The sequence below is a fragment of the Devosia indica genome, assembly GCF_003056405.1.
Lineage (GTDB): Bacteria > Pseudomonadota > Alphaproteobacteria > Rhizobiales > Devosiaceae > Devosia > Devosia indica.
The window spans coordinates 173,062-199,577 of the sequence record NZ_PYVZ01000003.1 but is presented as its reverse complement, the minus strand read 5'-3'; the positions used below and the strand labels follow the sequence as shown (position 1 = coordinate 199,577).

General features: G+C 63.0%; 23 protein-coding genes. 12 read left to right on the top strand and 11 right to left on the bottom strand.

The features are described from left to right. Positions 1 to 12 precede the first annotated feature (12 nt). Genes DDE76_RS04340 through DDE76_RS04330 form a run of 3 tightly spaced genes read right to left on the bottom strand, consistent with a single transcriptional unit; the run spans position 13 to position 2,889 of the window. The gene (locus DDE76_RS04340; RefSeq protein WP_104891611.1) at positions 13 to 213 is read right to left on the bottom strand and encodes a heavy-metal-associated domain-containing protein; all 201 of its coding nucleotides are present in this window, start codon (positions 211 to 213) and stop codon (positions 13 to 15) included. Between the two features lies 1 nt (position 214). Then, positions 215 to 631, bottom strand: a complete 417-nt coding sequence (cueR, locus tag DDE76_RS04335) for a Cu(I)-responsive transcriptional regulator (RefSeq protein WP_104891610.1) — start codon at positions 629 to 631, stop codon at positions 215 to 217. Further along, entirely contained in the window at positions 628 to 2,889 is a 2,262-nt protein-coding gene (locus DDE76_RS04330) for a heavy metal translocating P-type ATPase (protein ID WP_104891609.1), read from the bottom strand. Before DDE76_RS04330 ends, cueR begins: the two co-directional genes overlap by 4 nt. Before the next feature lie 632 nt (positions 2,890 to 3,521). Between DDE76_RS04330 and DDE76_RS04325 the strand changes: the two genes are divergently transcribed. After that, positions 3,522 to 4,244, top strand: a complete 723-nt coding sequence (locus DDE76_RS04325; protein WP_104891608.1) for a Crp/Fnr family transcriptional regulator — start codon at positions 3,522 to 3,524, stop codon at positions 4,242 to 4,244. Here the strand turns inward: DDE76_RS04325 and cydC are convergent. Further along, positions 4,241 to 5,893: a thiol reductant ABC exporter subunit CydC gene (gene cydC, locus DDE76_RS04320; protein ID WP_104891607.1), complete on the bottom strand. Its 1,653-nt coding sequence runs from the start codon at positions 5,891 to 5,893 to the stop codon at positions 4,241 to 4,243. The two genes, DDE76_RS04325 and cydC, sit on opposite strands and share 4 nt — an antisense overlap. Then, positions 5,890 to 7,614, bottom strand: a complete 1,725-nt coding sequence (cydD, locus tag DDE76_RS04315) for a thiol reductant ABC exporter subunit CydD (protein ID WP_104891606.1) — start codon at positions 7,612 to 7,614, stop codon at positions 5,890 to 5,892. Before cydD ends, cydC begins: the two co-directional genes overlap by 4 nt. A gap of 175 nt (positions 7,615 to 7,789) precedes the next feature. Here cydD and DDE76_RS04310 point away from each other — a divergent pair, with 175 nt between their 5' ends. The 4 genes from DDE76_RS04310 to DDE76_RS04295 all read left to right on the top strand — a co-directional run bounded on the left by DDE76_RS04310 (position 7,790) and on the right by DDE76_RS04295 (position 11,074). Beyond that, on the top strand, positions 7,790 to 9,382 hold the full coding sequence (locus DDE76_RS04310; RefSeq protein ID WP_198650840.1) for a cytochrome ubiquinol oxidase subunit I: 1,593 nt from the start codon (positions 7,790 to 7,792) through the stop codon (positions 9,380 to 9,382). Then, on the top strand, positions 9,379 to 10,524 hold the full coding sequence (gene cydB / locus DDE76_RS04305) for a cytochrome d ubiquinol oxidase subunit II (protein ID WP_104891604.1): 1,146 nt from the start codon (positions 9,379 to 9,381) through the stop codon (positions 10,522 to 10,524). The genes DDE76_RS04310 and cydB overlap by 4 nt, the downstream gene beginning before the upstream one ends. A 9-nt stretch (positions 10,525 to 10,533) precedes the next feature. Next, positions 10,534 to 10,665: a cytochrome bd-I oxidase subunit CydX gene (gene cydX / locus DDE76_RS04300; RefSeq protein WP_104891603.1), complete on the top strand. Its 132-nt coding sequence runs from the start codon at positions 10,534 to 10,536 to the stop codon at positions 10,663 to 10,665. Between the two features lie 262 nt (positions 10,666 to 10,927). Continuing rightward, complete coding sequence (locus DDE76_RS04295) at positions 10,928 to 11,074, top strand: DUF1127 domain-containing protein (protein ID WP_104891602.1); 147 nt, start codon at positions 10,928 to 10,930, stop codon at positions 11,072 to 11,074. Positions 11,075 to 11,294: 220 nt separating this feature from the next. Here DDE76_RS04295 and ybaK read toward each other — a convergent pair whose 3' ends face one another. After that, a complete protein-coding gene (gene ybaK, locus DDE76_RS04290) occupies positions 11,295 to 11,768 on the bottom strand; it encodes a Cys-tRNA(Pro) deacylase (protein WP_104891601.1) in 474 nt (157 codons plus the stop codon). Positions 11,769 to 11,805: 37 nt separating this feature from the next. Then, on the bottom strand, positions 11,806 to 12,015 hold the full coding sequence (locus DDE76_RS04285; RefSeq protein WP_104891600.1) for a hypothetical protein: 210 nt from the start codon (positions 12,013 to 12,015) through the stop codon (positions 11,806 to 11,808). Between the two features lie 120 nt (positions 12,016 to 12,135). On the opposite strand from DDE76_RS04285, the gene DDE76_RS04280 reads away from it, so the two are divergent. Further along, on the top strand, positions 12,136 to 13,032 hold the full coding sequence (locus DDE76_RS04280; protein WP_104891599.1) for a LysR substrate-binding domain-containing protein: 897 nt from the start codon (positions 12,136 to 12,138) through the stop codon (positions 13,030 to 13,032). Between the two features lie 89 nt (positions 13,033 to 13,121). Here DDE76_RS04280 and rhaI read toward each other — a convergent pair whose 3' ends face one another. Together rhaI and DDE76_RS04270 are read right to left on the bottom strand one after the other, a co-directional pair. Further along, on the bottom strand, positions 13,122 to 14,411 hold the full coding sequence (rhaI, locus tag DDE76_RS04275; RefSeq protein ID WP_104891598.1) for an L-rhamnose catabolism isomerase: 1,290 nt from the start codon (positions 14,409 to 14,411) through the stop codon (positions 13,122 to 13,124). A gap of 12 nt (positions 14,412 to 14,423) precedes the next feature. Continuing rightward, on the bottom strand, positions 14,424 to 16,520 hold the full coding sequence (locus tag DDE76_RS04270; RefSeq protein ID WP_104891597.1) for a bifunctional rhamnulose-1-phosphate aldolase/short-chain dehydrogenase: 2,097 nt from the start codon (positions 16,518 to 16,520) through the stop codon (positions 14,424 to 14,426). Positions 16,521 to 16,705: 185 nt separating this feature from the next. Here DDE76_RS04270 and DDE76_RS04265 point away from each other — a divergent pair, with 185 nt between their 5' ends. The 6 genes from DDE76_RS04265 to rhaM all read left to right on the top strand — a co-directional run bounded on the left by DDE76_RS04265 (position 16,706) and on the right by rhaM (position 22,512). Further along, positions 16,706 to 17,506 carry a DeoR/GlpR family DNA-binding transcription regulator gene (locus tag DDE76_RS04265; RefSeq protein ID WP_104891596.1) on the top strand — a complete coding sequence of 267 codons (801 nt, stop codon included), beginning with the start codon at positions 16,706 to 16,708 and terminating at the stop codon, positions 17,504 to 17,506. Between the two features lie 45 nt (positions 17,507 to 17,551). Beyond that, positions 17,552 to 18,538: a rhamnose ABC transporter substrate-binding protein gene (rhaS, locus tag DDE76_RS04260; protein ID WP_104891595.1), complete on the top strand. Its 987-nt coding sequence runs from the start codon at positions 17,552 to 17,554 to the stop codon at positions 18,536 to 18,538. 164 nt (positions 18,539 to 18,702) lie between these two features. Then, positions 18,703 to 20,208 (top strand): sugar ABC transporter ATP-binding protein, encoded by a 1,506-nt coding sequence (locus DDE76_RS04255; protein WP_104891594.1) that lies wholly within the window; start codon positions 18,703 to 18,705, stop codon positions 20,206 to 20,208. Further along, positions 20,205 to 21,185, top strand: a complete 981-nt coding sequence (locus DDE76_RS04250) for an ABC transporter permease (RefSeq protein WP_104891593.1) — start codon at positions 20,205 to 20,207, stop codon at positions 21,183 to 21,185. The genes DDE76_RS04255 and DDE76_RS04250 overlap by 4 nt, the downstream gene beginning before the upstream one ends. Next, a complete protein-coding gene (locus DDE76_RS04245; protein ID WP_104891592.1) occupies positions 21,182 to 22,183 on the top strand; it encodes an ABC transporter permease in 1,002 nt (333 codons plus the stop codon). The genes DDE76_RS04250 and DDE76_RS04245 overlap by 4 nt, the downstream gene beginning before the upstream one ends. Further along, complete coding sequence (gene rhaM / locus DDE76_RS04240) at positions 22,180 to 22,512, top strand: L-rhamnose mutarotase (protein ID WP_104891591.1); 333 nt, start codon at positions 22,180 to 22,182, stop codon at positions 22,510 to 22,512. The genes DDE76_RS04245 and rhaM overlap by 4 nt, the downstream gene beginning before the upstream one ends. 1 nt (position 22,513) lies before the next feature. Here rhaM and cysG read toward each other — a convergent pair whose 3' ends face one another. Both cysG and DDE76_RS04230 read right to left on the bottom strand, forming a co-directional pair. After that, entirely contained in the window at positions 22,514 to 23,920 is a 1,407-nt protein-coding gene (cysG, locus tag DDE76_RS04235; protein WP_104891590.1) for a siroheme synthase CysG, read from the bottom strand. Then, positions 23,892 to 26,516: a nitrate reductase gene (locus tag DDE76_RS04230; RefSeq protein ID WP_104891589.1), complete on the bottom strand. Its 2,625-nt coding sequence runs from the start codon at positions 26,514 to 26,516 to the stop codon at positions 23,892 to 23,894. The genes cysG and DDE76_RS04230 overlap by 29 nt, the downstream gene beginning before the upstream one ends.

The following is a 26,516-nucleotide window of genomic DNA, read 5'->3' as shown; positions in this document are numbered from 1 at the left end:
GATTGAAGCGGGTCAGGCTGCCTCGGGCGTGTAGCCGGCCTCGCGGATCGCCGCTTCGCCCCTGGCCCTGTCGCCGGTGAAGCTGACCTTGTGATTGTCGAGGTCAATTTCGACATGGGTGCCGGGCAGGGCACCCTCCAGCGCAGTGCGTACCGTGCCGACGCAATGGCCACAGGTCATGTCGTTGACGGTTACGGTCGTTTTCTCACTCATTTCAGTGTCCTTTGGGGGTCTGTTGGGCCGATGTGCCGGCCAGGTCATCGAGAATGGGGCAATCGGGGCGATTGTCGCCGGCGCAGCAATGCACCAGATGGCTGAGCGTCTTCACCATGCCCTGCAGTTCGGCGATCTTGGTTTCAAGCGCCGCAATGTGGGTGCTGGCGATATCCCGGACTTCCGCGCTGGCCCGGGTCCGGTCCTTCCATAGCCCCAGCAGCGCCGCGGTTTCCTCGACCGAAAAGCCCAGCGTCCGTGCCCGCTTGATGAAGCGCAGCACATGCACCTCGTCGGGGCCATAGACCCGGTAATTGCTGTCGGTGCGCAGCGGCGGGGAGATCAGGCCGATCTGCTCGTAATAGCGGATCATCTTGGCAGAGACGCCCGACTGATCTGCGGCTTGCCCGATATTCATGGTGTCACCCCCTTTATGCCGCGCAGGCGCTGCGCATTGCCGACCACGAACACCGAACTTAGCGCCATCGCGCCCGCCCCGATCATGGGCGAGAGCAGGATGCCGAAGGCAGGGTAGAGCACGCCGGCGGCCACCGGGATCAGCACGGCGTTGTAGCCAAAGGCCCAGAACAGGTTTTCCCAGATATTGCGCAGTGTTGCGCGGCTGACGGTGAGGGCATTGAGCACGCCCTGCAAATTGCCCCCGAGCAGGACCACGTCCGCGCTTTCGATGGCGGCGTCGGTGCCCGAGCCCACGGCGATACCGATATCGGCTTCGGCCAGGGCTGGCGCGTCGTTGATGCCGTCCCCGACATAGGCGACGACCCGATCGCCCTGCCGCAGCGACTTGATGGCTTCCACCTTGTCGGCGGGCAGCACTTCGGCCCGCACCTCGTCAATGCCGAGCTGGGCAGCGATGGCCTGGGCCGTCCGCCGATTGTCGCCCGAGATCATTGCGGTTTTCAGGCCCACGGCATGCAGGGCCTCGATGACCGACTTGCTGGTCGGCTTGATGGTATCGGCCACCACGATAGCGGCAGCCAGCCTGTCATCGACAGCGGCGAACACCGGTGTCTTGCCTTCTGCGGCGAGCCTGTCGATGTCTGCCGAGAAATCGGAGAAGTCCAGATGGCCCATATGGCGCTGCGAGCCCACCGCCACCAGCCGTCCATCGACCCTTGCGGTGACGCCAGTACCCGAATTCGAGCTGAATTCGGTGACCGCGCCGAGCCTGAGCCCGGCCTTTTCGGCAGCCGCGACAATGGCCGTGGCGATGGGGTGCTCGGACCGGCTCTCGACCGCGGCAACCAGCGCTAGCACCTCGTCATGCGCGAAATCGTCGTCGAGAATGAGATCGGTCAGTGCCGGCTTGCCCTCGGTCAGCGTGCCGGTCTTGTCGAAGGCGACGATGCCGGCGTCACGCAGCTGCTGCAATGCCTCGCCCTTGCGGAACAGCACGCCGAGCTGAGCGGCGCGGCCCGTGCCCACCATGATCGACATGGGTGTCGCCAGCCCCATGGCACAGGGGCAGGCGATGATGAGGACAGCGACAGCATTGACCAGCGCATAGGTTAGAGCCGGATCCGGGCCGAGCCAAAACCAGGCAATGGCGGTGACAATGGCAAGGCCGATCACGATCGGCACGAACACCGAGGTGATCCGGTCAACCACCGCCTGGATCGGCAGCTTTCCAGCCTGGGCATCCTCGACCATGCGGATGATATGGGCCAGCATGGTATCGGCCCCCACCTTGGTGGCGCGGAAGTTGAAGCTGCCCGATGTGTTGAGCGTGCCGCCCACGACGCTGGCACCGATACTCTTGGAGACGGGCAGGGGTTCCCCCGAAATCATTGATTCATCGATATGGCTTTCGCCTTCGACGATCTCGCCATCCACGGCGATCTTTTCGCCCGGACGGACGACAATGATGTCACCAACCCGGACGTCTTCGATCGGCACTTCGACTGTCTTGCCTTCGCGCTCGATCCGGGCGGTCTTGGCCTGTTGCTGCACCAATTGGCTGATCGCCTCGCCGGTGCGACCCTTGGCGATGGCTTCGAGCCAGCGCCCGACCAGGATCAGCGTGACGATGACGGCAGCCGCCTCGAAATAGACATAGCGCGTTTCCGCCGGCACCAATTGCGGCGTAAAGGTCACGACGCTGGAATAGAGCCAGGCGGCCCCAGCCCCAAGGGCGACCAGCGAGTTCATTTCCGGTGCGCCGCGGAACAGCGCCGGGAAGCCGATTTTGAAGAAGCGCAGGCCTGGTACAAACAACACGAAGCTGGCCAGGGCGAAGTAGGCGACCCAAAGCGTTTGCGTCGGAACGATGGACATTACCCACATGTGGAAGGGCATGTGGATATGGCCGATCATCTCGATCAGGAACAGTGGCAGGGTCGGGATGGCGGCGATGATGACGTCGCGCTTGAGAATGGCGGCATCTTCATCGTGATGGTGCATATGGTCATGCGCCGGCGCGTCGGGCTGGCGCAGGCTGGCCTTGTAGCCGACCTTCTCGACCGCCTTGAGCAGCGCATCGACATTGCCGCCGGCAATGGTGGCGCGCTCGGTTGCCAGATTGACGGCAGCGGTTTCGACGCCGGGCACCTTGAGCAGAGCCTTTTCCACGCGATTGACGCAGGACGCGCAGGTCATGCCCGCGATATCGAGCGAAACGGCAGACGTCTTGGAGTTGTTGTGGACGTGTTCGTTCATGGTCTTTCACCTCGTCCACATCCATATAGACCTTCCCATCATGGTAAGGTCAAGGGCTGCCTGCACCTTTTGCCGCGGGCCATCCGGCGACGCGGTTGTGCAAAGAGAGCGGAATTCCGAGACGGCTTCAGTCTCGAAAATAATAACGAGACGGAAGCCGTCTCGGGATGCCGGTTTTTCTCGTTAGCAGGTAACTTGGCAGGCCTATCCCGGGGACGACATCGCAGTGTGCCGCCCATGGTGCCCAGGCTATCAACCGCCGACTCGCAGACCGTGAAGGCAAGCGACTGCCCCACGCCCGGCTTTCCCTCCCGCCATTCGCGCACAGCGCTTATGGCCTTCTTGCCTAAAACCTCCCCACTGGGGAGGTTTTGCCTGCGGCACAGCCCGAAGCTGGTCGCTGCAGGCCGCCCTGACGCGAGAGGAATGGGTGGGAGTTTTCGCGAGAATTCGGGCCAGGGGATATGTGCGTGCTCCGGCGTGGGGCGCCTTGCCTTCTTCCCATCACCGCCGGTTTTGTCCGCGTGGGGCAGCAGGTGGGGACAGAATGCGACCAGTTGGCACAGCGACATTCTTGCGTCTTATACTGCGCGCAACGCAAACCTATTTCTTGCGATGTCAGGAGCATGACTATGCAGACGGTACGCAAGGACATCCACAATTCGGAAATTCCGGTTCTATGCCAGAGTTGTGAGGCGCGGCATCAGGGAATTTGTGGAGCGCTGAGCGGCGAAGAACTTACAGCGCTGGCAAAATCCACCCGCCGTGTACACAAGGATGCTGGCGAGGAGCTGATGGCCGATGCCATGCCGATCGCCAGCTATGCCAGTGTGCTGCGGGGGGTGATCAAGCTGTCCAAGGTGCTTGAAGATGGCCGCCAACAGGTTGTGGGGCTGCAGTTCGCGCCCGACCTGCTCGGTCGTCCCTTTGCCACGGAAAGCCGGGTGACCGCTGAGGCGGCTTCGGACGTCGATCTGTGCGTGATCCCCAAGCCCGCGTTGGAAGCGCTGTTGTCCCGCAGTGCGCCGCTGGAACACCGGGTGATGATGCAGGCCCTGCGCGAACTCGATGAGGCGCGCGACTGGATGGTGACGCTGGGGCGCAAGACTGCAGCCGAGAAGGTGGCGAGCTTCCTTTACCTGATCGCCACCCATATGGACCCGACAGACGATGCGCCGGAAACCAGCTTTGACCTGCCCCTGAGCCGGGCCGATATTGGCGATTTCCTTGGCCTGACTGTGGAAACGGTCAGCCGCCAGATCAGCCGGCTCAAGGCCGACGGAATTATCGGCATTGTCAATTTCCGCAAGGTGTCCGTGCCCGATCTGGCACGGCTCAGGCTGCGCTGCGGCTAGACCAGCCTGCCATTGTCCAGCGTGAGAACCCGATCCACCGTGCCCTCCGGAATGGCGGCATGGGTGACCATGATCACCGTGCGGCCTTGCGAGGCGCTGGCGAGGACCTTGAAGAACGCTTCCTCGGTCTCCCGGTCGAGCGCATTGGTCGGCTCATCGAGCAGCAGCACCGGGGCATTCGACAACAGCGCCCGCGCCAGGCACAGTCGGCGGGCCTGACCGGCCGACAAGGTGCGGCCGGCTTCCCCGACCAGTGTGTCGAGACCCTTGGGCAGGGCACTGACATGCTGCGCGAGCTGGGCCTTGTCCAGGGCGGCCCAGAGCTCTTCTTCGCTCGCATTGGCGCGGCCGATCAGTAGATTGTTGCGGATCGTGTCGATAAACACCGGGCTGTCCTGGCTGAGCAGGGCCATGTGGCGGTGGATGTCATCGCTGCGAAAGGCCGGCAAGGCGCTTTCGCCGATGCGGATGGCGCCGGCCTGCGGATCGGCAAAGCGCAGCAGGAGCCGCAGCAGGGTGGTCTTGCCGCCGCCACTGGGCCCGGCAATGGCCAGCCGCTCGCCGGGGGAGACCGTGAACGAGATGTCGTTGAGTACCGGCGGCAGACCAGGATACCCGAAGCTCACCGCCTCGAAGCGGATCGGCGCATTGCCAGGGATAGACAGGGGCGCGGCCGGTTCGGCCACCGCCGGCGGCAGCTCGGCCAGCGCCACCAGGCGCTCGGCGGCGGCCATGGCCTGCGTCGCCTTGCTGGTGCTGCGCACGATCAGGCTGGTCACCTCGAAACTGCCCAGCACCGCCAGCAACAGCCCCGCCATCAGCGGGCCATCGATCTGGCCGGCGTCCAGCGCCACCAGCCCGGCCCAGAGCGTACCGATCAGCGCGCCGGCCGCCAGCATCTGGACCGCCAGCCCGCCCAGGCTGGTGATGGCCCCCAAACGCAGGTGCAGGCGGGAAGCATGCTGTCCCGCGGCCTCGAATTTGCCGGCAGCATTGCCCAGCGCGCCAAGCAGAACCAGGTCCGCATGGCCATTGACCCCGTCGAGCACTTCCATGCGCAAATCGGCCCGTGCCGCAACACTGTCGCGCCCGGCCTTGCGGCCCAGGAGGACCAGGATTGTAGGCACGGCCAACCCCGCCAGCGCCAGCGCCAGGCCATAGGGCAGAGCGGCGCCAGGGAGGAAGATCGCCAGAATAACCGTCATGGCCGTACCGACCACCATTGCCGCAGCCAGCGGGCCGATGGCGACCAGAAAGGCCGTATCCAGCGCATCGATATCGGCGGTCAGCCTTGAGACCAGATCGCCATGGCGCAGCGAGCGGTCGGGCAGGGGCAGGCGCGGGAACAGCCGGGCAAACAGCCAGCCGCGCAGATCGGACAGCAATTTGAGCGTGGCGTTGTGGCCCACCAGCCGCTCGCCATAGCGCGCCAGAATGCGGATGAAGGAGAGCCCGCGCACCATGGCCGAGGGCACGAACAGGTTAAAGCCCAGCCCGGCCGTGGTCAGCGCTGTCGCGGTAATGAACCAGCCCGATGTGCCCAGCAGCGAAACCCCGGCCAGCAGCGTGACCAGCGACAGGATCAGCGCCAGCAGCAGCGCTCCGCTGCGCTGCCGGAACAGCGGCAGGAAGGTCAGCAGCGCCTTCATGCGACACCTCTCTTCGCCCTGGGCAGCGGGGTGGCAAACAGGTCTCCGCCGGTGAGCCGATAGGCCTTGTCCATCCGCGCGGCCAGGGCCTCGGAATGGGTGGCGATCACCATGGTGCGGCCCCTGGCATAGGCGATGAGGTTGGTGGCGATTTCCTGCTCCATATTGGCGTCCAGATGCGCCGTCGGCTCGTCGAGCAGGATGAGCCCCGCATCGCGCAGGAACAGGCGCGCCAGCGCAACACGCTGCGCTTGTCCGCCCGAAAGGCCCACGCCATCCTCCCCCACCAGTGTGTCCAGCCCCTCGGGCAGGCCGAGGGCGAAATCGGAGACCAGGGCGCGTTGTGCGGCGCTCTCGATTGCCTGTCGCGTGGCGCCGGGGCGGGCCATGGCGATATTGTATGCCAGGCTCGCATGTACGATGCGCGGCTTCTGCGTCAGCAGGAACGTGCGGGCGCGCAACTCGACCTCGGGCCATTGTCCAAGCTGTCTGCCATCGAGCAGGATCTGGCCCGCATGCTCTCGCAGGCCCACTATGGCCTCGAGCAGGGTCGACTTGCCCGAGCCACTGGGGCCAAGCAGGGCGATGGTCTGGCCGGCGGGCACATCAAGCGACAGATCGAGCGCTACGCTCGCCATCCGGTCCGGCGTGCGCAGGGTAAGGCCGGCAAGGCGAAGGGCAATGGCCGGACCCGGGCGGGGGGCAATGTCTTCTGGTGGTGCCGGTTCACTGGCCAGGGTGCCAAGCTGCTGCTCGATCTCCTCCATGGCCGACCGGGCCGTGGCGCGGTCGTGGTAATGCGAGGCGAACAGGCGCAGCGGGTTATAGACCTCAGGCGCCATCAGCAGCAGGAACATGCCCAATTGCAGCGTCAGCGGACTGGAGCGCAATTGCAGATAGTCGATAAAGGTGAGACCCACATAGAGGGCAATGCCGGCCACCCCGAGCGCAGCGAAAAATTCCAGCACCGCTGACGACAGGAAGGCGATGCGCAACACCTTGAGAGTGCGCAGGCGCAAGGCTTCGCTGGCCTCGACAATGCCCGCCGTTTCGGCCGCTTCCCGCCCGAACAGTTTCAGCGTCAGCAGCCCCCGCAGCCGGTCGGCAAAACGGCCGGAGAGATGGCTGAGCGCACGCGCCTGCCGGTCGGTGGCAATCTGGGCGCCCCAGCCCACCAGCGCCATGAACACCGGGATCAATGGTGCGGTCACCAGAAACAGCACGCCGGCCACCCAGTCGAGCGGCAGGATGATGGCGCCAAACACCAAGGGGAGCAGGGCCGCCTGCATCGCGGCCGGCAGGTAGCGCGCGAAATAACCCTCCAGCGTATCCACCTGGTCGACAATGGCCGCTGCCGCCACACCGGACGGCGCTGTGTCCGTGGCGCGTGGCGAGCGGGCCAGCAATTGCGCCATGAGGCGGCGCCGCAAATGCGACTTGATGGCCTCGGCGCCGATCAGTCCGGCCTGTTCGCCCAGTGCCCCAAGCAATATCCGCACCAGCAGCAGGCTGAAAATGAGCGCAATGTATGGCACCAGCGCGGCCGCTGGTTCGCCCTGCTCGATGGCGCGCCCCAGCACATCGGCCAAGGTCCAGGCCTGCCAGACCAGCAGCAGGCCACCAGCCAGGGGCGCGGCAACAGCGATCATCAGGGCGATGCCACCCTTGCGGGTCAGGCTATCCAGCGCCCTGCCATTGGTCTTTTTCGTCTGGACTGTCACCGGGATAATTGGCCTGCTGGCTGAATGGAAGGGTGGGTATCTTTTACCCTAGCGGATCGCCCAACCAAGCACCTTGATCTGAATCAAGGCGAGGGCCAGTCTGCTTGCGCTAAGCAAGGGACACCAGACGGCCCCGACTCTTGCCGTCGCAACCGGAGAGATAGAACGTGCCATGATAGACATGCTCGTCGTCGACCTCTCGCGATGGCAATTTGCCGCTACCGCGATGTATCACTTCATTTTCGTGCCCTTGACCCTGGGGCTCTCTTTCATGATGGCCATCATGGAGAGCGTCTATGTGATGACGGGGCGCGACATCTGGCGCAAGGCCACCCTGTTCTGGGGCACCTTGTTCGGCGTCAATTTTGCCATGGGCGTGGCCACCGGCATCGTCATGGAATTCCAGTTCGGCATGAACTGGAGCTATTACAGTCATTATGTGGGTGACGTATTCGGGGCGCCGCTGGCCATTGAGGGCCTGATGGCCTTCTTCCTCGAAGCCACCTTCGTGGGCCTGTTTTTCTTCGGCTGGGACCGGCTGAGCAAGGTGGGGCACCTGGTCGTCACCTGGCTGGTGGCCTTTGGCGCCAATTTCTCCGCGCTCTGGATCCTGATCGCCAATGGCTGGATGCAGAATCCGGTCGGCGCCAAGTTCAACCCCGACACCATGCGCATGGAAATCACCGACTTCATGGCGGTGATCTTCAATTCGGTGGCGCAAGCCAAATTCGTGCACACCGTCAGCGCCGGCTATGTCTGCGGCGCTATCTTCGTGCTCTCGATTTCGGCGCTGTTCCTGGTCAAGGGCAAGCATGTCGAAATGGCCAAGCGCTCGGCCGTCGTGGCCGCCAGCTTCGGCCTGGCCTCGGCCCTTTCGGTCGTCGTGCTGGGTGATGAAAGCGGCTATGTGGCCACTGAACACCAGATCATGAAGGTCTCGGCGCTTGAAGCCGCCTTCCACACCGAGCCGGCACCGGCACCCTGGACCATTCTGGCCATTCCCGGCGAAGACGGCGAACCGATCTGGTCTCTTTCGGTACCATGGGTGGGTGGCCTGATCACCACGCGATCGCTCGATAAGGAACTGCCGGGCATTTACGAATTGGTCGACCGCGCGCAGGAGCGTATCCGTTCGGGCATGGTCGCCTATGAGGCGCTCGAACAGATCCGCGCTGATGGCAGCAATACCGAAGCGCGTGCCGTGTTCGAAGAGACCTGGCCCGACCTTGGCTATGGCCTGCTGCTCAAGCGCTATCGCGACGACGTGCAGAACGCCACGGACGAGGAAATCGCCATGGCGGCTGAGGACACCGTGCCCGAAGTCTGGCCGCTGTTCTGGACCTTCCGCATCATGATGGGGCTCGGCTTCTTCTTCATCGCTTTCTTCGGGCTCTGGTTCTACCGCGCCTCGCGCGGCTGGATCGACACCAACAAGCCGCTGCTGTGGTTCACCGTGTTCCTCCTGCCCACGCCCTGGATTGCCATCGAGAGCGGCTGGTTCATTGCCGAGTTCGGACGACAGCCCTGGGTGGTGGAAGGGGTGCTGCCCACCTTCTACGCAGCGTCCGGCCTGCAGGTGCTCGATCTGGTCCTGTCGCTGAGCTTCTTCGTGCTGCTTTACACGGTGCTGCTGGTCATCATGGTCATTCTCATGGTGCGCATCATCAAAGCCGGCCCGAAGGAGAAGCTGTTCACCGCCGATGACGAGGACGATTTCGTCATCACCACCCTGCCTGCCACCCCTGCAACCAAGGAGCTTGGCTCGTGAGCACCATTCCTCTCGACTATGAAACGCTGCGCCTCATCTGGTGGCTGTTGCTGGGCGTGCTGCTGATCGGCTTTGCCATCATGGGCGGGCGCGATCTGGGCGTCGGGGCCCTGTTGCCCTTCGTCGCCAGGACCGATGAGGAGCGGCGCGTGCTGCTCAACCTGATCGGCCCCACCTGGGAAGGCAATCAGGTCTGGCTGGTGCTCGGGGGCGGAGCGATCTTTGCCGCCTTCCCGCCGCTCTATGCGGTGAGCTTTTCGGGCTTCTACCTCGCCATGATCGTGATCCTGCTGGCCCTGATCTTGCGGCCCGTCGGTTTCAAGTTCCGCGGCAAGGTCAGCGACCCGCGCTGGCGGACAACCTGGGACTGGGCCCTTTTCGTCGGTGGCTTCGTGCCGGCGCTGATCATGGGCGTGGCCGTAGGCAATGTGCTGCTGGGTGCCCCCTTCCACTTCGACGACAGCCTGCGCATTTTCTACACCGGCAATTTCTTCCAGTTGCTGATGCCTTTTGCCCTGCTGGCGGGGCTGGTCAGCCTGGGCATGATCGTTACCCATGGCGCGACCCTGATTATGGGACGGACCAATGGACCGATTGCCGAGCGGGCGCGCCAGCTTGGTACCCTGTCCGGCATCGCCACTATTGCCCTGTTTGCGATTGGCGGCATCTGGGTGGCCCTGATGAACGGCTATGTTGTGACCAGCACGATCGACCCCAATGCGCCAATCAATCCACTGGGCAAGACGGTAGAACTCGTCCAGGGCGGTTGGCTGCGCAATTATGGTCTCTATCCCTGGATGATCGCGGCGCCGGTCATCGGCTTTGCCGGCATGGCCCTGGCCACACTGGGCCTGATGGGCCGCTATCGCTGGCTGGCCTATCTCGGCAGCAGCGCTGGCATTTTCGGCATTGTCTCTACGGCAGGTGTATCGATCTTCCCGTTCTTCCTGCCGTCATCGACCATGCCCAATGCAGGCCTGACCCTTTGGGATGCCTCTTCGAGCCATCTGACCCTGTTCATCATGCTTCTGGCTACGGTGGTCTTTTTGCCTCTCATCATCCTCTACACCGCCTGGGTGTTCCGGGTCATGCGCGGCACGGTGACCACTGAAAGCCTCTCGAAAAACCCCAACGCCTATTAGGAGAACAAGATGTGGTATTTTTCCTGGATCCTGGGGCTCGGCCTGGCGTGCACCTTCGGCATTCTCAATGCCATGTGGTTCGAAATGCGCGAGGATCGGCGCATCGCTCGTGAGCAGGGTCGGGAAACCGCTACCCGCTGACGCATGGCTGTTGACCAACTGGTCAAAAAATCACAAGCCGGATCCGGATATCTTCGGGTCCGGTTTTGTTATTAAAATTCAATGTCTTGGCGTTTTGATCAAGAGTGCCGCGCTGCCGCATTGCCGCCGCAGTCGGGGCGCGATTGCGACAGCTTTGCCTGTTTCGTTTGCATTGCGTGCATAACGGATGTGCAGAATGACCACCTACTAATCACGACCAGGGTGGTCTAGATAAGGGTCATCAAACGAAGGGGAAACCGAAATGAACATCGCCAAGAAGATCGCCGACTTTGCCAAGTACCAGCGCACCCTGCGCGAGCTGAACAGCCTCGACGCCCGCCAGCTGCATGACCTCGGCATCACCAAGGGTGATATCCGCGCCATTGCTCGCGGCACCTACGTGAACTAATCGCGATTGTCGCCAGCAAGGCGGCATTGACCTGCGGGTCATCCGATGAAGGCGTCCTCCCGGGCGCCTTTTGTCGTTTCTGGACAAGCAGAAGTCCCTCATCCGGCCTTCGACCAACCTCTCCCCCATTGGGAGCGGTGTCGCAGCCGCGGTTGCCCTTCTTCACCCCTCCCAGGGAAGAGGTCGCCGGCCAAGCCAGAGGGTTAAGGACCTTGCTGCGTTACCGCACCAGGTCTGCCACGACACATCCCAGAACCGCGACCAGATCATCCGGCCTTATCCTGATCTGCAATCCTCTTTGCCCGCCATTGAGGAAGATTGCATCATGGAGCGTCGCCAGTTCGTCCAGAGCTGCCGGCACAGGCTTGCGCTGGCCCAGTGGGCTGATGCCACCCACCTTGTAGCCGGTCAGGCGCTCGGCATCGGCTGGCTTCATCATCTGCGCCGATTTTCCACCCAGCGCCGCTGCCAGCTTCTTCATGTTCACTTCTTCATCCGACGGCAAGATGGCACACACGGGCTTGCCATCGAGCTCGGCCATCAGCGTCTTGAACACTTCGGCGGGCGACACGCCCATGGCCTCTGCCGCCTGCAATCCCACGCGCTCGGCATTGGGGTCGTAGTCGTAATGGGCCAGGGTGAAAGCTGCGCCGGCCTTGGTCAGCGCCAGCGTGGCGGGCGTGGTCTTGGACATGGTTCTCTTTTAGGCGATCCAATCGCGCAGGCAAGCCTTAGCGATCAAGATCGAATCGGCGAACCCAGCGTGGATCATCGGCCGGAGACACATAGGCATCCAGGCCCACATCCCTGAGCAGATGTGGTTCGAGGTGCAGCGCCGCGACGGCCCGCCGGCGGCGACGTTGCACATGGGCTTCGGTGGCGGCATTGCGCAGGGCAGGGACGGGCAGAAGCAGGGCGAGCAGGCTAGGGATCGAGATCATTTTTCATTCACTGGCCTTATGGCCAGTGCCTCTATCTGGTTGACTTGAGGAATAAACTGGCGCCGAATAGGGCGCATTTCCAACTAAACCTCGATGTGTTGCCATAAGGAGGTTTGATCCATGTCCCTGCCGCCACTGACGGCGCTGCGCGCCTTTGAGGCGGTGGCGCGCCACCTCAATTTCACCCGCGCCGCCGAGGAGCTGGGCATGACGCAGGCCGCCGTGAGCTATCAGATCAAGATACTTGAGGAGCGCGTGGGCATGCCGCTCTTCCTGCGTCGGCCTCGGCAGATCGCGTTGAGCGAGGCGGGGGCGCGGCTGGCGCCTGATGTGACGCAGGCCTTCGATCTGATCCGCAACGCCTTTGCCGATACCCGTGAAGGCATTGGCAACCAGCTCTCCATTACCGCCGTGCCGACCTTTGCGGTGCAGTGGCTGGGTCAGAATATGGGCCTGTTCCAACTCGCTCATCCGGAAATTGCGGTGCGGATCGACACCAGCAACGATGTGATCGATCTGGCGCATGGCGACTTTGATATTGCCATTCGCACCCTGTCCGGTCCTCAGGGCAAGGGGATGGTCTGCCACCTCCTGGTGGAGGCCAATTTCACCCCCTTGCTCAGTCCCGCTTTGGCCGAATCCATCGGCGGGGTCACGCGCCCCGAGGATCTGCTGAAGCTGCCCATCCTTGATCCGCAGGATGAGTGGTTCGATATCTGGTTCAAGGCCGCCGGGGTGACCGGCTTTTCGGCCGAAGGCCGGCCGCAAAGCTCGATGGGGTGGCAGAGCCTGCTGGGCACCGCGGCCATGGCCGGGCGCGGGGTCTCCATGCTGACCCCGATATTGTTTCGCGATGAGGTGGCATCAGGCCGTCTGGTGCAGCCCTTCGATCTGCTGGCCACCGCAGGGAAGGGTTATTACCTCGTCTATCCCGAAAACCGTCGCAATGTGCCCCGGATCAAACTGTTTCGCGACTGGATCATGGAGGCCACCGCCTATATGCGGCAGCCGGATTGAACTGATCAAAAAGGCCCGGGGCTTGCGCACCGGGCCTTCCGTTTTCCTTGGCGGGGAGGTGCCGCGGAAAATCTGTGTTGAGCCTGAGCCTAGACGATGCCGCTTGAGCCGGCCGCGATTTCGGGACGAACTTCGGCGACCTTGGCGCGATAGCCCGAGGCGCGGTAGGTCGACAGCAGGTCGATCGCGCCGCCCTGTTCCATGCGGGCCATGGCCAGGATCGGTTCGACATCGGTACGATAGGCCTGCCGCAGCGCCTGCGTGGCGGCCAGGGCATCATTGCCCTCCTGCGCGGCCTTGAGGCCGGCGCGGTCCACCAGCAGCGCCTGGGCATAGGCACGCTGCACATCGGCCGCCGAGAGCATCAGCGACTCGATGGGGTCGGTGACATTGTGGCTCTGGTCGAGCATGTGGGCGGGGTGGAAATCGGCGTCGCGGCCTTCGATATCGACCAGCTCGTTGAACACCAGGAACAGCCGGTATGGGTCGATCGAGCCGGCGTCGAGATCATCGTCGCCATATTTGCTGTCGTTGAAGTGGAACCCGCCAAGCTTGCCGAACTGGGCCAGGCGCGAGACGATCATCTCGATATTGACGTTGGGCGCATGGTGGCCGAGATCGACCAGGCAGAATGCCTTGTCGCCCAGTTCCTTGGCGATGATGTAATTGGTGCCCCAATCCTGCACCACCGTCGAATAGAAGGCAGGCTCATACATCTTGTGTTCGGTATAGACGCGCCAGTCATCGGGCAGGGCGGCATAGATCGACTTCATGGAGTCGAGATAATTGGCGAACTGGTCGGCGAAATTGACCTGGCCGGGGAAGTTCGAGCCATCGCCGATCCAGACCGTCAGGGCTTTCGAGCCGATGGTCTTGCCGATTTCGATGCATTCCAGATTATGCTCGATGGCCTGGTCGCGCGTGGCCTTGTCGGTGGCCGAGAGCGAACCGAACTTGTAGCTCTGCATCTGCCCGGCGGCATCGGCAAAGGTGTTCGAGTTCATCGCGTCAAAGCCGAGATTGAAGCGGCTGGCGGCTTGCTTCAAGCGGTTCGGATCGGCCTTGTCCCACGGAATATGCAGCGAGACGGTATTGGTCGCCTGGGTCAACTGGGCGATGACGGCGCAATCCTCGATCTTGTCAAAAATATCGCGCGGCTCGCCCTTGCCGGGAAAGCGGGCAAAGCGCGTGCCACCGGTGCCGACGCCCCATGACGGGACGGCAACGGAAAAGGCGGCGACCTTGTCCTTGATGGCATCAATGGAAATGCCGCGCCGGTCGAGACGCTCGCCGAGCGTGTCATAGTCGACATTGAGGTCCGCGGCGCGGGCCGCGTTCTCGGCTTCGATGGTGGATGGGTCAATAATGTGTTCGGTCATGGTGGATGAACCCTACCGCGGGAACGACTGGGCGTTGCCCGCGTCGACATTGATGATGTTGCCGGTGGACTTGGCCGAGGCGTCCGAAGCGAAGAAATAGATGGCTTCGGCGATGTCCTCGGGGAACACGGAGCGCTTCAGCATCGAGCGCTGGCGATACATTTCCTCAAGGCCGTCCTTGTCGGTCTTGTAGGTCGAGGCGCGCTGTTCCAGCCATTCGCCGGCCCAGATTTTCGACCCGCGCAAGACGGCATCCGGATTGACCACATTGACGCGGATCTGCGCTTCCGCGCCTTCCAGCGCCAGGCAGCGGGCCAGATGGATCTCGGCCGCCTTGGCGGTGCAATAGGCGGCGGCATTGGGCGACGCGGCAAGGCCATTCTTGGACGCTACGAAGACGACATTGCCGCCGATCTTCTGCGCGCGGAAGATCTTGAAAGCCTCGCGCGACACCAGGAAATAGCCGGTGGACAGAATGTCCATGTTCTTGTTCCACAGCGCCAGCGATGTCTCCTCGATCGGGGCCGAGGAAGCGAGGCCGGCATTGGAAACGAGAATATCGAGTCCGCCAAATTCCACCACCGCATGGGCGAAACCGGAGATCACCTGCTCTTCGCTGGTCACGTTGATATTGACCGGCCGCACCACGTCCTTACCGAACACTTCGGTAAGTTCGCCCGTGGCGTTGTCGAGCGCGGCCTGATCGATATCGGCCAGCACAACGCAGGCGCCTTCGCGCAGAAGGCGCGCGGCGGTGGCCTTGCCGATGCCACCAGCGCCGCCGGTCACCAGGGCAATCTTGCCGGCCAGCGATTTCGGCTTGGGCATGCGCGCCAGCTTGGCCTCCTCCAGCAGCCAGTATTCGATATCGAAGGCCTCCTGCTCGGGCAGACCCTGATATTCGGAGACGGTCGAGGCGCCGCGCATCACATTGATGGCGTTGACATAGAACTCGCCGGAAATGCGGGCGGTGGCCTTGTCCTTGGCGAAGGTGATCATGCCCACGCCCGGGATCAGGTAAACTACGGCATTGGGATCGCGGACGGCGGGGGAGTTGTCGTGCTTGCAGCGGTCGTAATAGGCTTGGTAGTCGACGCGATAGGCGGCGATCTGGTCGGCCAAGCCTTCAATGACCGCGTCGACATCGGGCTTGGCCGGGTCGAAATCGATGACCAGCGGGCGGATCTTGGTGCGCAGGAAATGGTCCGGGCAGGAGGTGCCCAGCGCCGCCAGCGGACGCAGATTGTGGGAATTGACGAATTCGAGCACGGCGGCGCTGTCGTCGAAATGGCCCAGCTTGTGGCTGTCTTCCGAGATGAAGCCGCGGATCTTCGGCATCAGGCGGGCGGCAATGGCGCGACGCTCTTCTTCCGGGAGCGAGGTGGTGGCAGCGCCACCGAAAATGGTCTTGCCTTCAGTCTGCTGCTCAAACCATTCGATGGCCTGATTGATGATGGCGATGGTGGTTTCGTAGCATGCCTTGGGCGTGTCGCCCCAGGTGAACAGGCCGTGGGATTCGAGCACCACGCCCTTGGCGTTCGGGTTATCGAGACAGAATTTTTCCAGCCACAGGCCAAGCTCGAAGCCCGGCTTCTTCCAGGGCAGCCAGCCGATCTCGTCACCGAAAATCTGCTGGGTCAGCTCTTTTGAATTCTTCGAGGCGGCGATGGCGATGATCGCGTCCGGATGCATGTGATCGACATACGGCCGGTTCACATAGGCATGCAGCGGAGTGTCGATTGAGGACGCGCGCGGATTGAGATTGAAGGTGGCGTGGGGCAGGTAGCCCACCATCTCGTCTTCAAACTCGACGCCGCGATAAAGCCCCTTCAGCGCCCGCAGCTTGTCCATATAGAGCGTGGCAAAGCCATCGAGCTTGATCGAGGCATTGTCGCCGCCCGAACCCTTGACCCAGAGGACTTCGACCTCTTCGCCGGTCAGCGGATCTTTCTGCCAGATCTTGGAGGAGGTATTGCCGCCGCCATAATTGGTGACGCGCTTGTCGGACCCAAGCAGGTTGGAGCGATAAACAAGGCGCTCCGGCTCGGACATGGATGCCGCTTTGGCATCGTCCCACAGGTTTGCGAGGCGCTTGGGCGCGGTGGACATTGGTGATCCTCCCAAAGTTAGGGCAATAGACTTGGCTGGCCGGACTTGGACATAGAACAATCCACAAAGTCAATCAGAAACAATCATATTGCGTCACGTATGCTCGTTAATGACGGAAACATGCGAAATGGTGATTGACTCTGCCCGGAATTGATGGAAGCAAATGCACCCAGGGAGTATCTGCCTTGCACGAAATGGAACGCCACCGCGTCATATTGGCCGCCGCCCAGTCCCACCCCGTGGTGACAGTGGCCGAGCTATGCGAAGTGACCGGATCATCGGAAGCCACCATTCGCCGCGACATTGCTGCGCTGGACGAGCAGGGGCGGCTGCGCCGTGTGCGCGGCGGGGCAGAGGCCATCAATCCGCCATCCCAGGGTGGGCTGGTGGGGCGGCCCTTTTCCGTCAATGAAACGATCAACATCACGCAGAAACGCGCAATTGCCCGCGCGGCAGCCGAAATGTGCCGCGATGGCGAGCCGATCATCATCAATGGCGGCACCACCACCTATCAGATGGTGCATCACCTGACGGGCAAGCGCCTCAGCGTGTTCACCAACAGTTTCGGCATTGCCGAATTCCTCATTCACAACTCGCGCAATGCCGTCGTCATCCCCGGTGGCACGGTCTATCGCGAACAGAACGTCATCCTCTCGCCCTTCGGGGGCGTGGTGGCGAGCCATTTTTACGCCAAGCGCATGTTCATCGGCTGCCAGGGTATCGGCGTGCACGGCCTGATGGAGGCCGACCCGATGGTGGTGCAGTCCGAGTTGGCGCTGATCGGCCAGGCGGACGAACTGATCGTTCTCGCCGATTCATCGAAATTTTCGGGACGTTCGAGCCTCATTCTGTGCGGGCTCGATCAAATTGCCGCTGTCATCACCGATAGCGGCATCCGCGACGAAGACCGCCAGATGCTGGAAACGGCAGGCGTGCGGCTCATCGTGGCGGACGGAACAGGGCAGGCCGAAGCAAGTGTGGCCTGAACTGACAATGACTGAACCAAGAGCAAACCCCCTGGGAGGGATCAAATGAAACTCTGGAAACTGTTCGCCGCCACGGCCACTGCGGCCGTGTTGCTCGCCACGCCGGCCATGGCACAGACCCGCATCGCGCTGGTCGTCAAATCGCTGGGCAATGGCTTCTTCGATGCCGCCAATCAGGGCGCACAGGAAGCCGCGGCCGAACTCGGCGATGTTGAAGTGATCTATACTGGCCCCACCTCGGCCACCGCCGAAGCCCAGATCGAGGTCGTCAACTCGCTGATCGCCCAGCAGGTCGACGCCATCGCTATCTCGGCCAATGATCCGGACGCCCTGGTGCCGGTGCTGCAGCGCGCCATGCAGCGCGGCATCAAGGTGGTGAGCTTTGACTCCGGCGTCGCCCCCGAAGGCCGCCAGATTCACCTCAACCCCTCCGATATCGACCTGATCGGCGAAACCATCATCAAGCTGGCCGCCGACTACCTGCCCGAGGGTGGTGATGTGGCGATCCTTTCGGCCGCCTCGACCGCAACCAACCAGAACGCCTGGATCGAGGCCGCCAAGGCCGCTATCCCCGAGAAGTTCCCTAACATCAACCTCGTCGCCACCGTCTATGGCGATGATGACTCGGTGAAGTCGACCGAAGAGGCCCGCGGCCTCATCGCCGCCCATCCCGATCTCAAGGCCATCATCGCCCCGACCACCGTTGGCGTCGTGGCGGCTGCCCAGGTCGTGACCGACCAGGACCTGATCGGCCAGATCAACGTGACCGGCCTGGCCCTGCCGTCCGAGTTCAAGCAGTTCATCGACAATGGTGCCAGCCAGGCCGTGGCGCTGTGGAACCCGATCGACCTAGGCTATTCGGCCGTGATGCTGGCCAATGCGCTGGTTGAAGGCGAGACGGCTGAACCCGGCGCCACCTTCTCCATCGGCAAGGTCGGCGAAGTGACCCTGGACGACACCAACTCGGCCGCCATGGCCGCGCCGTTCCAGTTCGACGCGAGCAACATCGAAGAGTTCTCGAAGATCTACTAAGGCGCTCTTCACCTCTGCCTCCGGGGTAGAGGTCGACGCGAAGCGGCGGGTGAGGGGGCCTTTCCAAGAGCAGGAAGGCCCCCTCACCCTAACCCTCTCCCCCAAAGGGAGAGGGGACCATATCGAGCGCGTGACCAAGCCAGCGCCCGACCCAAGGAATAGAAATGACAGACCCCATCCTGACCCTATCGGGCATATCCAAGAGCTTTCCCGGCGTGCGGGCGCTGCATGAGGTTTCGCTTGAGCTCTATCCCGGCCAGGTAACGGCTTTGATCGGCGAGAACGGGGCGGGTAAGTCCACACTGGTCAAGACCATGACTGGTATCTACCAGCCGGACGCTGGTGAGATCCGGGTGGGCGGTCAACTGGTGACACTCCCGACGGCGATCTCTGCATCGGACGTCGGGATCACCGCGATCCATCAGGAAACAGTGCTGTTCGACGAGTTGAGCGTTGCCGAAAACATCTATCTCGGGCACGCCCCGAAGAACCGCTTTGGCCTGATCGATTGGGGCAAGATGCGGCGCGAGGCGCAGGAAACGCTCGACTCCATGGCGGCCGGCATTGATGCGGGCATGCCGCTCAAGGAATTGGGAATCGCCAAAAAGCATCTGGTGGCCGTGGCGCGCGCGCTCAGCGTCGATGCGCAGGTGGTCATCATGGATGAGCCGACCGCGGCGCTCAGCCAGAAGGAAATCGAGGAACTCTATGTCCTCGTCGAGCTCCTGAAGAAGGATGGAAAGGCTATCCTCTTCATCTCGCACAAATTCGATGAAATCTACCGCATTGCCGACCGCTACACCGTGTTCCGCGATGGCGAGCAGGTGGGCAAGGGCTTCATCAAGGACACGCCGCAGGCCGACATCGTCAAGCTCATGGTCGGGCGCTCCGTGGAGCAGATTTTCCCGGCCCGCCAGGTCACGATTGGCGACACGGTGCTGGAGGTCAGCGGGCTCAGTCACCCGACCGAGTTCGAAAATGTCTCGTTCTCGGTGAAGAAGGGTGAGATCCTTGGTTTCTATGGTCTGGTGGGGGCAGGGCGCTCCGAGGTGATGCAGGCCGTGTTCGGCATGACAAAACCTTCGGCCGGTACGATGATGCTGGAAGGGCAGACCATCGCCCCGAAAACCCCGGCCGATGCGGTCAGCGCCGGCATTGTCTATGTGCCCGAGGAACGCGGCAAGCAGGGTGTCATCACCGGCGAACCCATCTTCAAGAATGTCTCGCTTCCAAGCCTGGACAAGACCAGCCGCTCCGGCTTTTTGCGCATGGCCGAGGAGTACGCGCTGGCCCGCACCTATACCGAACGGCTTGATCTGCGGGCCTCTTCGCTCAGCCAGAACGTGTCCACCCTTTCGGGCGGCAACCAGCAGAAAGTGGTGATCGCCAAATGGCTCGCCACCTTGCCCAAGGTGATCATCCTCGATGAACCCACCAAGGGTATCGATATCGGCTCCAAGGCCGCAGTGCATGAATTCATGGGGGAACTTGTGGCCCAGGGACTCTCGGTCATCATGGTGTCCTCCGAACTGCCCGAAGTGCTCGGCATGAGCGACCGCATTGTCGTGATGCGCGAAGGCCTGGTGGTCGACACCCTCGAAAACAACGATCTGCAGCCCGAAACGCTGGTCAGCCTGGCGGCGGGCATCGTAGAGGAGAAGGCCGCATGAACCGGCTCCTGAAATCCCGTGAACTCTGGCTGGCGCTGGCCATTCTCGCCGTCATCGTGCTGGTGACGCTGCGGTTTCCGCGCTTTTCGCAGCCGGGCAATCTGCTGACCATCTTCAACGACACATCGATCCTGATGATGCTGGCGCTGGGACAGATGGCCGTCATCCTGACCCGCTCTATCGATTTGTCCATGGCCTCGAACCTGGCATTGACCGGCATGCTGGTGGCCATGACCAATGCGGCCTTCCCGTTCATTCCCATTCCGCTGCTGATCGCCGGCTGCGTCGTGGTCGGCGCTGCGCTCGGGGCCTTCAACGGCATTCTGGTCTGGAAACTCGATATCCCGCCCATCGTGGTGACCTTGGGCACGCTGACCATCTTCCGTGGTCTGGTCTTTGTCGTTTCGGGCGGCGCCTGGGTCAACGCCGCGCAGATGAGCACCGATTTCATCCAATTGCAGCGTGGTACCTTGCTGGGCCTGCCCATTCTGAGCTGGTTCGCCATCGTCGTGGCGGCACTGGTCTATGTGTTGATGACCCGCACGCCCTGGGGCCGGGCCTTCTACGCCATCGGCGTTAACCCGACCGCCTCGGTCTATACCGGCATCAATGTGGGCCGCACCAAGTTCCTCGCCTTCGTGCTCTCGGGCGCCATTTCGGGTCTTTGCGGCTATCTCTGGATTTCGCGCTATGTGATCGCTTCGGTGGAAGTGGCCGGCGGCTATGAGCTGACCATCGTGGCCGCCTGCGTCATAGGCGGTGTGTCGATTGCCGGCGGCATCGGCACCGTGGGTGGCGCGCTGCTCGGTGCGCTGTTCCTCGGCGTCGTCAACAACGCCCTGCCGGTGATCGGCGTATCGCCCTTCTGGCAGATGGCCATTTCCGGCGCCGCGATCCTGCTCGCCGTCGTGCTCAATGCAAGGGGCGAACGGAGCAAGGGGCGCATCATTCTCAAGAAGGCCGAGGTGGCAGCATGACCGACGCAACTGCAAATGGCCGTCGCCTCCCCGATCGGCTCGACAGTCCGTTCAAGTCCGCCGTGCTGAGCTGGGAGAGCCTGCTGGTTCTGGTGGCACTGGGCATCTTCATCGCCAACAGCTTCGCTTCGCCCTATTTTCTCAATGAATGGAGCCTGTCCGATCTCACCTTCAACTTCACCGAGAAGGGGTTGATCGCGCTGGCCATGGCACTGGTCATCATTTCGGGCGAGATCGATCTTTCGGTCGCCTCAATCATCGCCCTGGCCTCGACCCTGATGGGGCTGGCACTGCAATATGGCGCGGATACACCCACGCTGGTGGCAGTCGGCGTCGGTGTCGGCATCCTCTGCGGGGCCTTTAACGGCTTCCTCGTCACCGGCCTTAAACTGCCCTCGATCGTCGTGACCATCGGCACCATGAGCCTGTTCCGCGGCATCGCCTTCATCATCCTGGGCGACCAGAGCTTCAAGGGCTATCCAGCCAGCTTTGCCTGGTTCGGTCAGGGTTATGTGTTCTGGGTGATCTCGTTCGAACTGGTGCTGTTCCTGGTGGCGGCGGTAATCTTCTACGTGCTGCTGCACCGCACCAATTTTGGCCGTAGGGTCTTTGCCATCGGCAATAATGCGACGGCTGCTCGCTTCTCCGGCGTTCGGGTGGATCGCATCAAATTCGTGCTGTTCTGCCTGACCGGTCTGATGAGCGGGCTGGCCGCCATCCTGCTGACCGCACGCCTTGGCTCGACCCGCCCATCCATCGCCGAGGGCTTTGAGCTCGACGTGGTGACCATGGTGGTGCTGGGCGGCGTCTCGATCCTGGGCGGCGCCGGCTCGATTATCGGCGTGGTGCTGGCGGCGCTGATCATCGGCCTTGTTACCTTCGGGCTGGGCCTGCTCAATGTGCCGGGCATCGTGATGACCATCTTCACCGGCTCGCTGCTGATCGTGGTGATCGCCCTGCCCATTCTGTTCCGCATGATCCGGGAGCGCCGCGCATGATCGAGGACAATGGCTACGAAAAACACGCCTTCAAGATGCAGCTCAATCCCGGCATGGCGGCCGAATACAAAAAGCGCCATGACGCGATTTTCCCCGAGCTGGTCGAGCTGCTGCGGGCGGCGGGGGTGAAGGACTATTCCATCCACCTCGATGAAGAAACCAGCACCCTGTTCGGCGTGCTCTGGCGCCGCGTCGACCACACCATGGCCGACCTGCCGACCACCGAGGTGATGCAGCGCTGGTGGGCACACATGGCCGACATCATGGCGACCAATGACAAGAACGAACCGATCTCGGTCGACCTCGTCCCGATGTTCTGGATGAAGTGAGCTAACTGCCGGTCGCAGCCAGCGGCATCGACTTGCGCATCTTGAGGGCATCACCCACCGCAAAGATCGTCGGCGCCGAGAGCGGAAACGCTGCAACCGCGCCGATGGCCTCGCCGATCGTGCCGCGCCAGATCTGTTCATCCGGACGCCCCAGGCTCCCCGCGATGATGGCCGGCGTTTCGAGGCTCATGCCCTTGGCCGCCAGTTCGGCCACGATACCCGGCAGCGTCCGGCGGCTCATGTAATAGACCGAGGTGGTGGCCGGATCGGCCAGCGCCGTCCAGTTCAGCGTATCGGGCAAAACGCCCTTGCGCGAATGACCCGTCACGAAGCGCACAGACTGCGCGTGATCGCGATGGGTCAACGAGACACCCAGCCGGCTGGCGAGTGCGAGACCTGCCGAAATGCCCGGCACCACCGAAACGGCAATGCCGTGGCTCTCCAGCATTTCGATCTCTTCGCCGGCGCGCCCGAAGATCATCGGGTCGCCGGACTTGAGCCGCACCACATGTTTGCCTTGGCGCGCCAGGCTCAACATCATGGCGTTGATCTCGTCCTGCGCGCAGCTGTCGCGCTGGGCGCGCTTACCCACCAGCATGCGCTTGGCCTCGCGGCGGGCCAGTTCCAGCACCTCGGACGAGACGAGATCGTCAAAGAGAATGACATCGGCCGACTGCAGCGCCCGCACCGCCTTGATGGTCAACAGCTCCGCATCGCCCGGCCCGGCGCCCACCAGGGTGACGCGGCCAGTGGCTGGCTGGGCGGCGAAACTGATGTCTTCGTCACTCGCATCGGGCGCGCGGCTGCCAAAGGCGTTCTCTGCAAGGCGCTCCCAGAAGGCGCGGCGTTGCGGCCCTGCGGCCAGCCTGTCCATCACCGTCTCGCGCAGTCTTGCGGCAAGCTGCGCCCACTGCGTCAGCGTCTGCGGCAGCAGCGTCTCGATGCGGCGGCGCATGGCCTGCCCGAGAATGGGCGCAGCGCCTGCAGTGGAAATCCCGACCACGACGGGCGAACGATTGACGATGGCGCCGAACTGGAACTGACAGAATTCGGGCCTGTCGATGACATTGTAGGGCACAGCGGCAGCCTTGGCCGCGGCGATGAAGGCATGGGCCTCGGCGTCGTCCTCGATATCGGCAATGGCGAGGGCGGCGCCGGTGAGGTCGGCAGGGGTCCAGGGGCGGGGGTGGAGGATGATGGAGGTGGGCGCAAGAGCCGACAGCTCCTCGCAAACCTCTTCGGCAAACACGTCTACCCGTGCGCCTGCCGCCGCCAGCAGCTCGATCTTCCAGGCGGCCGGTTCGCCCCCGCCGATGACGACGACGCGCTTGCCGCGCAGGTCGAAAAAGACCGGCAAGACCGCCAGTTCCGAAATGCGCTTACTCGGCTGCGATGAGACGGTTTGCATCGACAATCCCCCTGATTTCGGCGCGGCAGGAGCCGCAATTGGTGCCGGCGCGGGTGAGGGCGCCAACAGCTTCGACACTGGTGCAGCCGTGGCGGGTCACCGCCTCGGTGATGGTGTTGATGCCCACGCCCATGCAGGAGCACACAATGGCCCCGCCATCGGGCCGGTCCGCGCCGGGGCGCCCGGCCAGCACGATCGACGCGGTCAATTCGGTCTCGGCAAGCAGGTCCACCGCCCATTGGCGCGAGACCAGCACCGGATCAGGCGAGGTATAGAGCGCGGCCAGAAGCCGGCCGTTCTCGATCAGCACAAAGGCGCGGCGCCCAGAACGTTCGTCGCGGATGGACTGGAACGCGGCGTCCGTGCCGAAAGTGCCGGCCAGGAAGCCTGTCCAGGCTGCGGGCTCCTCGAAAAGTGCAATCTCGGCGCGATAGCCATTGGGCGCTGGGGCCAAGGCCCAACAGTCGGTGGCCAGCGCTGGCTTTTTCGCCGCAACCAGAAAGCCATAGAGCCGCACCCCGACCGGCTCGGCATGCACCTGCGCCATTTTCAGCGCCGGCTGCCCTGAAACCGGGTCAGTCTTGCCGGTCACCAGGGCATCGATGCGGCCATTGCTGGCGAACTGGTCGGTCCAGTGCATCGGCACGAAGATCTGACCGCGCCGCTGCCGGTCGGTGACCAGCGCCCGCACCAGGGCACTGCCATGGCCATTGCTCAGACGCACCAGATTGGCGCGGCTGATGCCCAAGGCGCTCGCGTCAGCAGGATGGATTTCGACAAAGGGCTCGGCCATGTGCGCCGAAAGGCGGGCGGCTTTGCCGGTGCGGGTCATGGTGTGCCAATGGTCGCGTACCCGGCCGGTATTGAGAATGAATATGCCCGGAGCCGGCGCGAAGGGCGGCGGCGGCTGGATCGGCAGGAAGCGCGCCTTGCCATCGGGGGTGAAGAATTTGCCGTCGCCGAACATGCGGGCTGCTGGCCTGGAGCGCACAGGCCATTGCACCGGCGCCATGGTTTCATAGTCGGCGCCGGAGAGGCCCGACAGGTCGAAATCGCGGCTGCCGCTATTCTCGAAACCCGACAGGGCAACATGCTCGGCAAAGATCTGCCCCGAGCTGAAATAGCTGAAAGCGGCGCCATGGCCGAGGCGCTTGGCCACTTCCTTGATGATCCACCAGTCTGGCCGGGCTTCACCGGGCAGGGGCAGGAACGGGCGCTGGCGCGAAATGCGGCGTTCGGAATTGGTCACCGTGCCGTCCTTTTCGCCCCAGCCGGCAGCGGGCAGCCGCACATGCGCCATTTCCATCGTGTCGGTGTGCCGGTTCATGTCCGAGACAACGACAAAGGGACAGGCCTTGAGGGCATCGCGGACCGCATCGGCCTCCGGCATGGAGTCCACCGGATTGGTGGCCATGATCCAGACCGCCTTGATCTCGCCGCGCGCCATGGCGGCGAACAAGTCGACGGCCTTGAGGCCGGGCGCGGTGGCGACGCGATCGCTGCCCCAGAAGCGCGAGACACGGTCAATGGCTTCGGGCGTGAAGTCCATATGGGCGGCCAGCATATTGGCCAGCCCGCCGACCTCGCGCCCGCCCATGGCGTTGGGCTGGCCAGTGACCGAAAACGGACCCATGCCTGGCCTGCCGATCCGCCCGGTGGCCAGGTGGCAATTGATGATCGCATTGACCTTGTCACTGCCGGCCGCGGACTGATTGACGCCCTGCGAATAGACGGTGACGACCTTCTTGGTGCGGGCGAAGAGATCGTAGAAGCGCGAGATGGACAGCGGCGAGAGGCCGGTGGCGTCCGAAACGCGGGCAATGTCCCAATCTTCGGCGGTGAGCAGCGCCGCTTCATAGCCGGAGGTATAGGCGTTCACATAGTCGCTGTCGGTGATGCCCAGATGCTCGAGATAGGCCAGCAGCCCGACGAACAGGGCGCTGTCGCCATCCGGCGAGATCGGCAAATGCATTTCGGCAATATCGGCCGACACGGTGCGGCGCGGATCGATCAGCACGATCTTCATGTCCGGGCGCGCGGTGCGGGCGGCAACGATGCGCTGATAGAGGACCGGGTGGCACCAGCCCAGATTGGAGCCGACCAGCACAATCAGATCGGCCTGTTCGAGATCCTCGTAATTGCCTGGCACGGTATCGGACCCAAAGGCGCGCTTGTGCCCGGCCACCGAGGAAGCCATGCAGAGGCGCGAATTGGTGTCGATATTGGCCGAGCCGACAAAGCCCTTCATTAGCTTGTTGGCGACGTAATAATCCTCGGTGAGCAACTGACCGGAGCCATATATGGCGACGGAATCGGGGCCGTGTTCGCTGATCGTCTGCTTGAAGCGGTTGGCAACTTCGTCCAGCGCTTCGTCCCAAGTGACTCTGCTGCCGGCGATTTCCGGGTGCAGCAGGCGCCCATCAAGCGACAGGGTTTCGCCCAGCGCCGAACCCTTCGAGCAAAGGCGGCCGAAATTGGCCGGGTGGTCCGGATCGCCGGCAATGGTCACGCTGCCATCCGCCTGTGGGGTGGCGAGCACGCCGCAGCCGACACCGCAATAGGGGCAGGTGGTGCGAACCGGTTGCTGATCCACCAT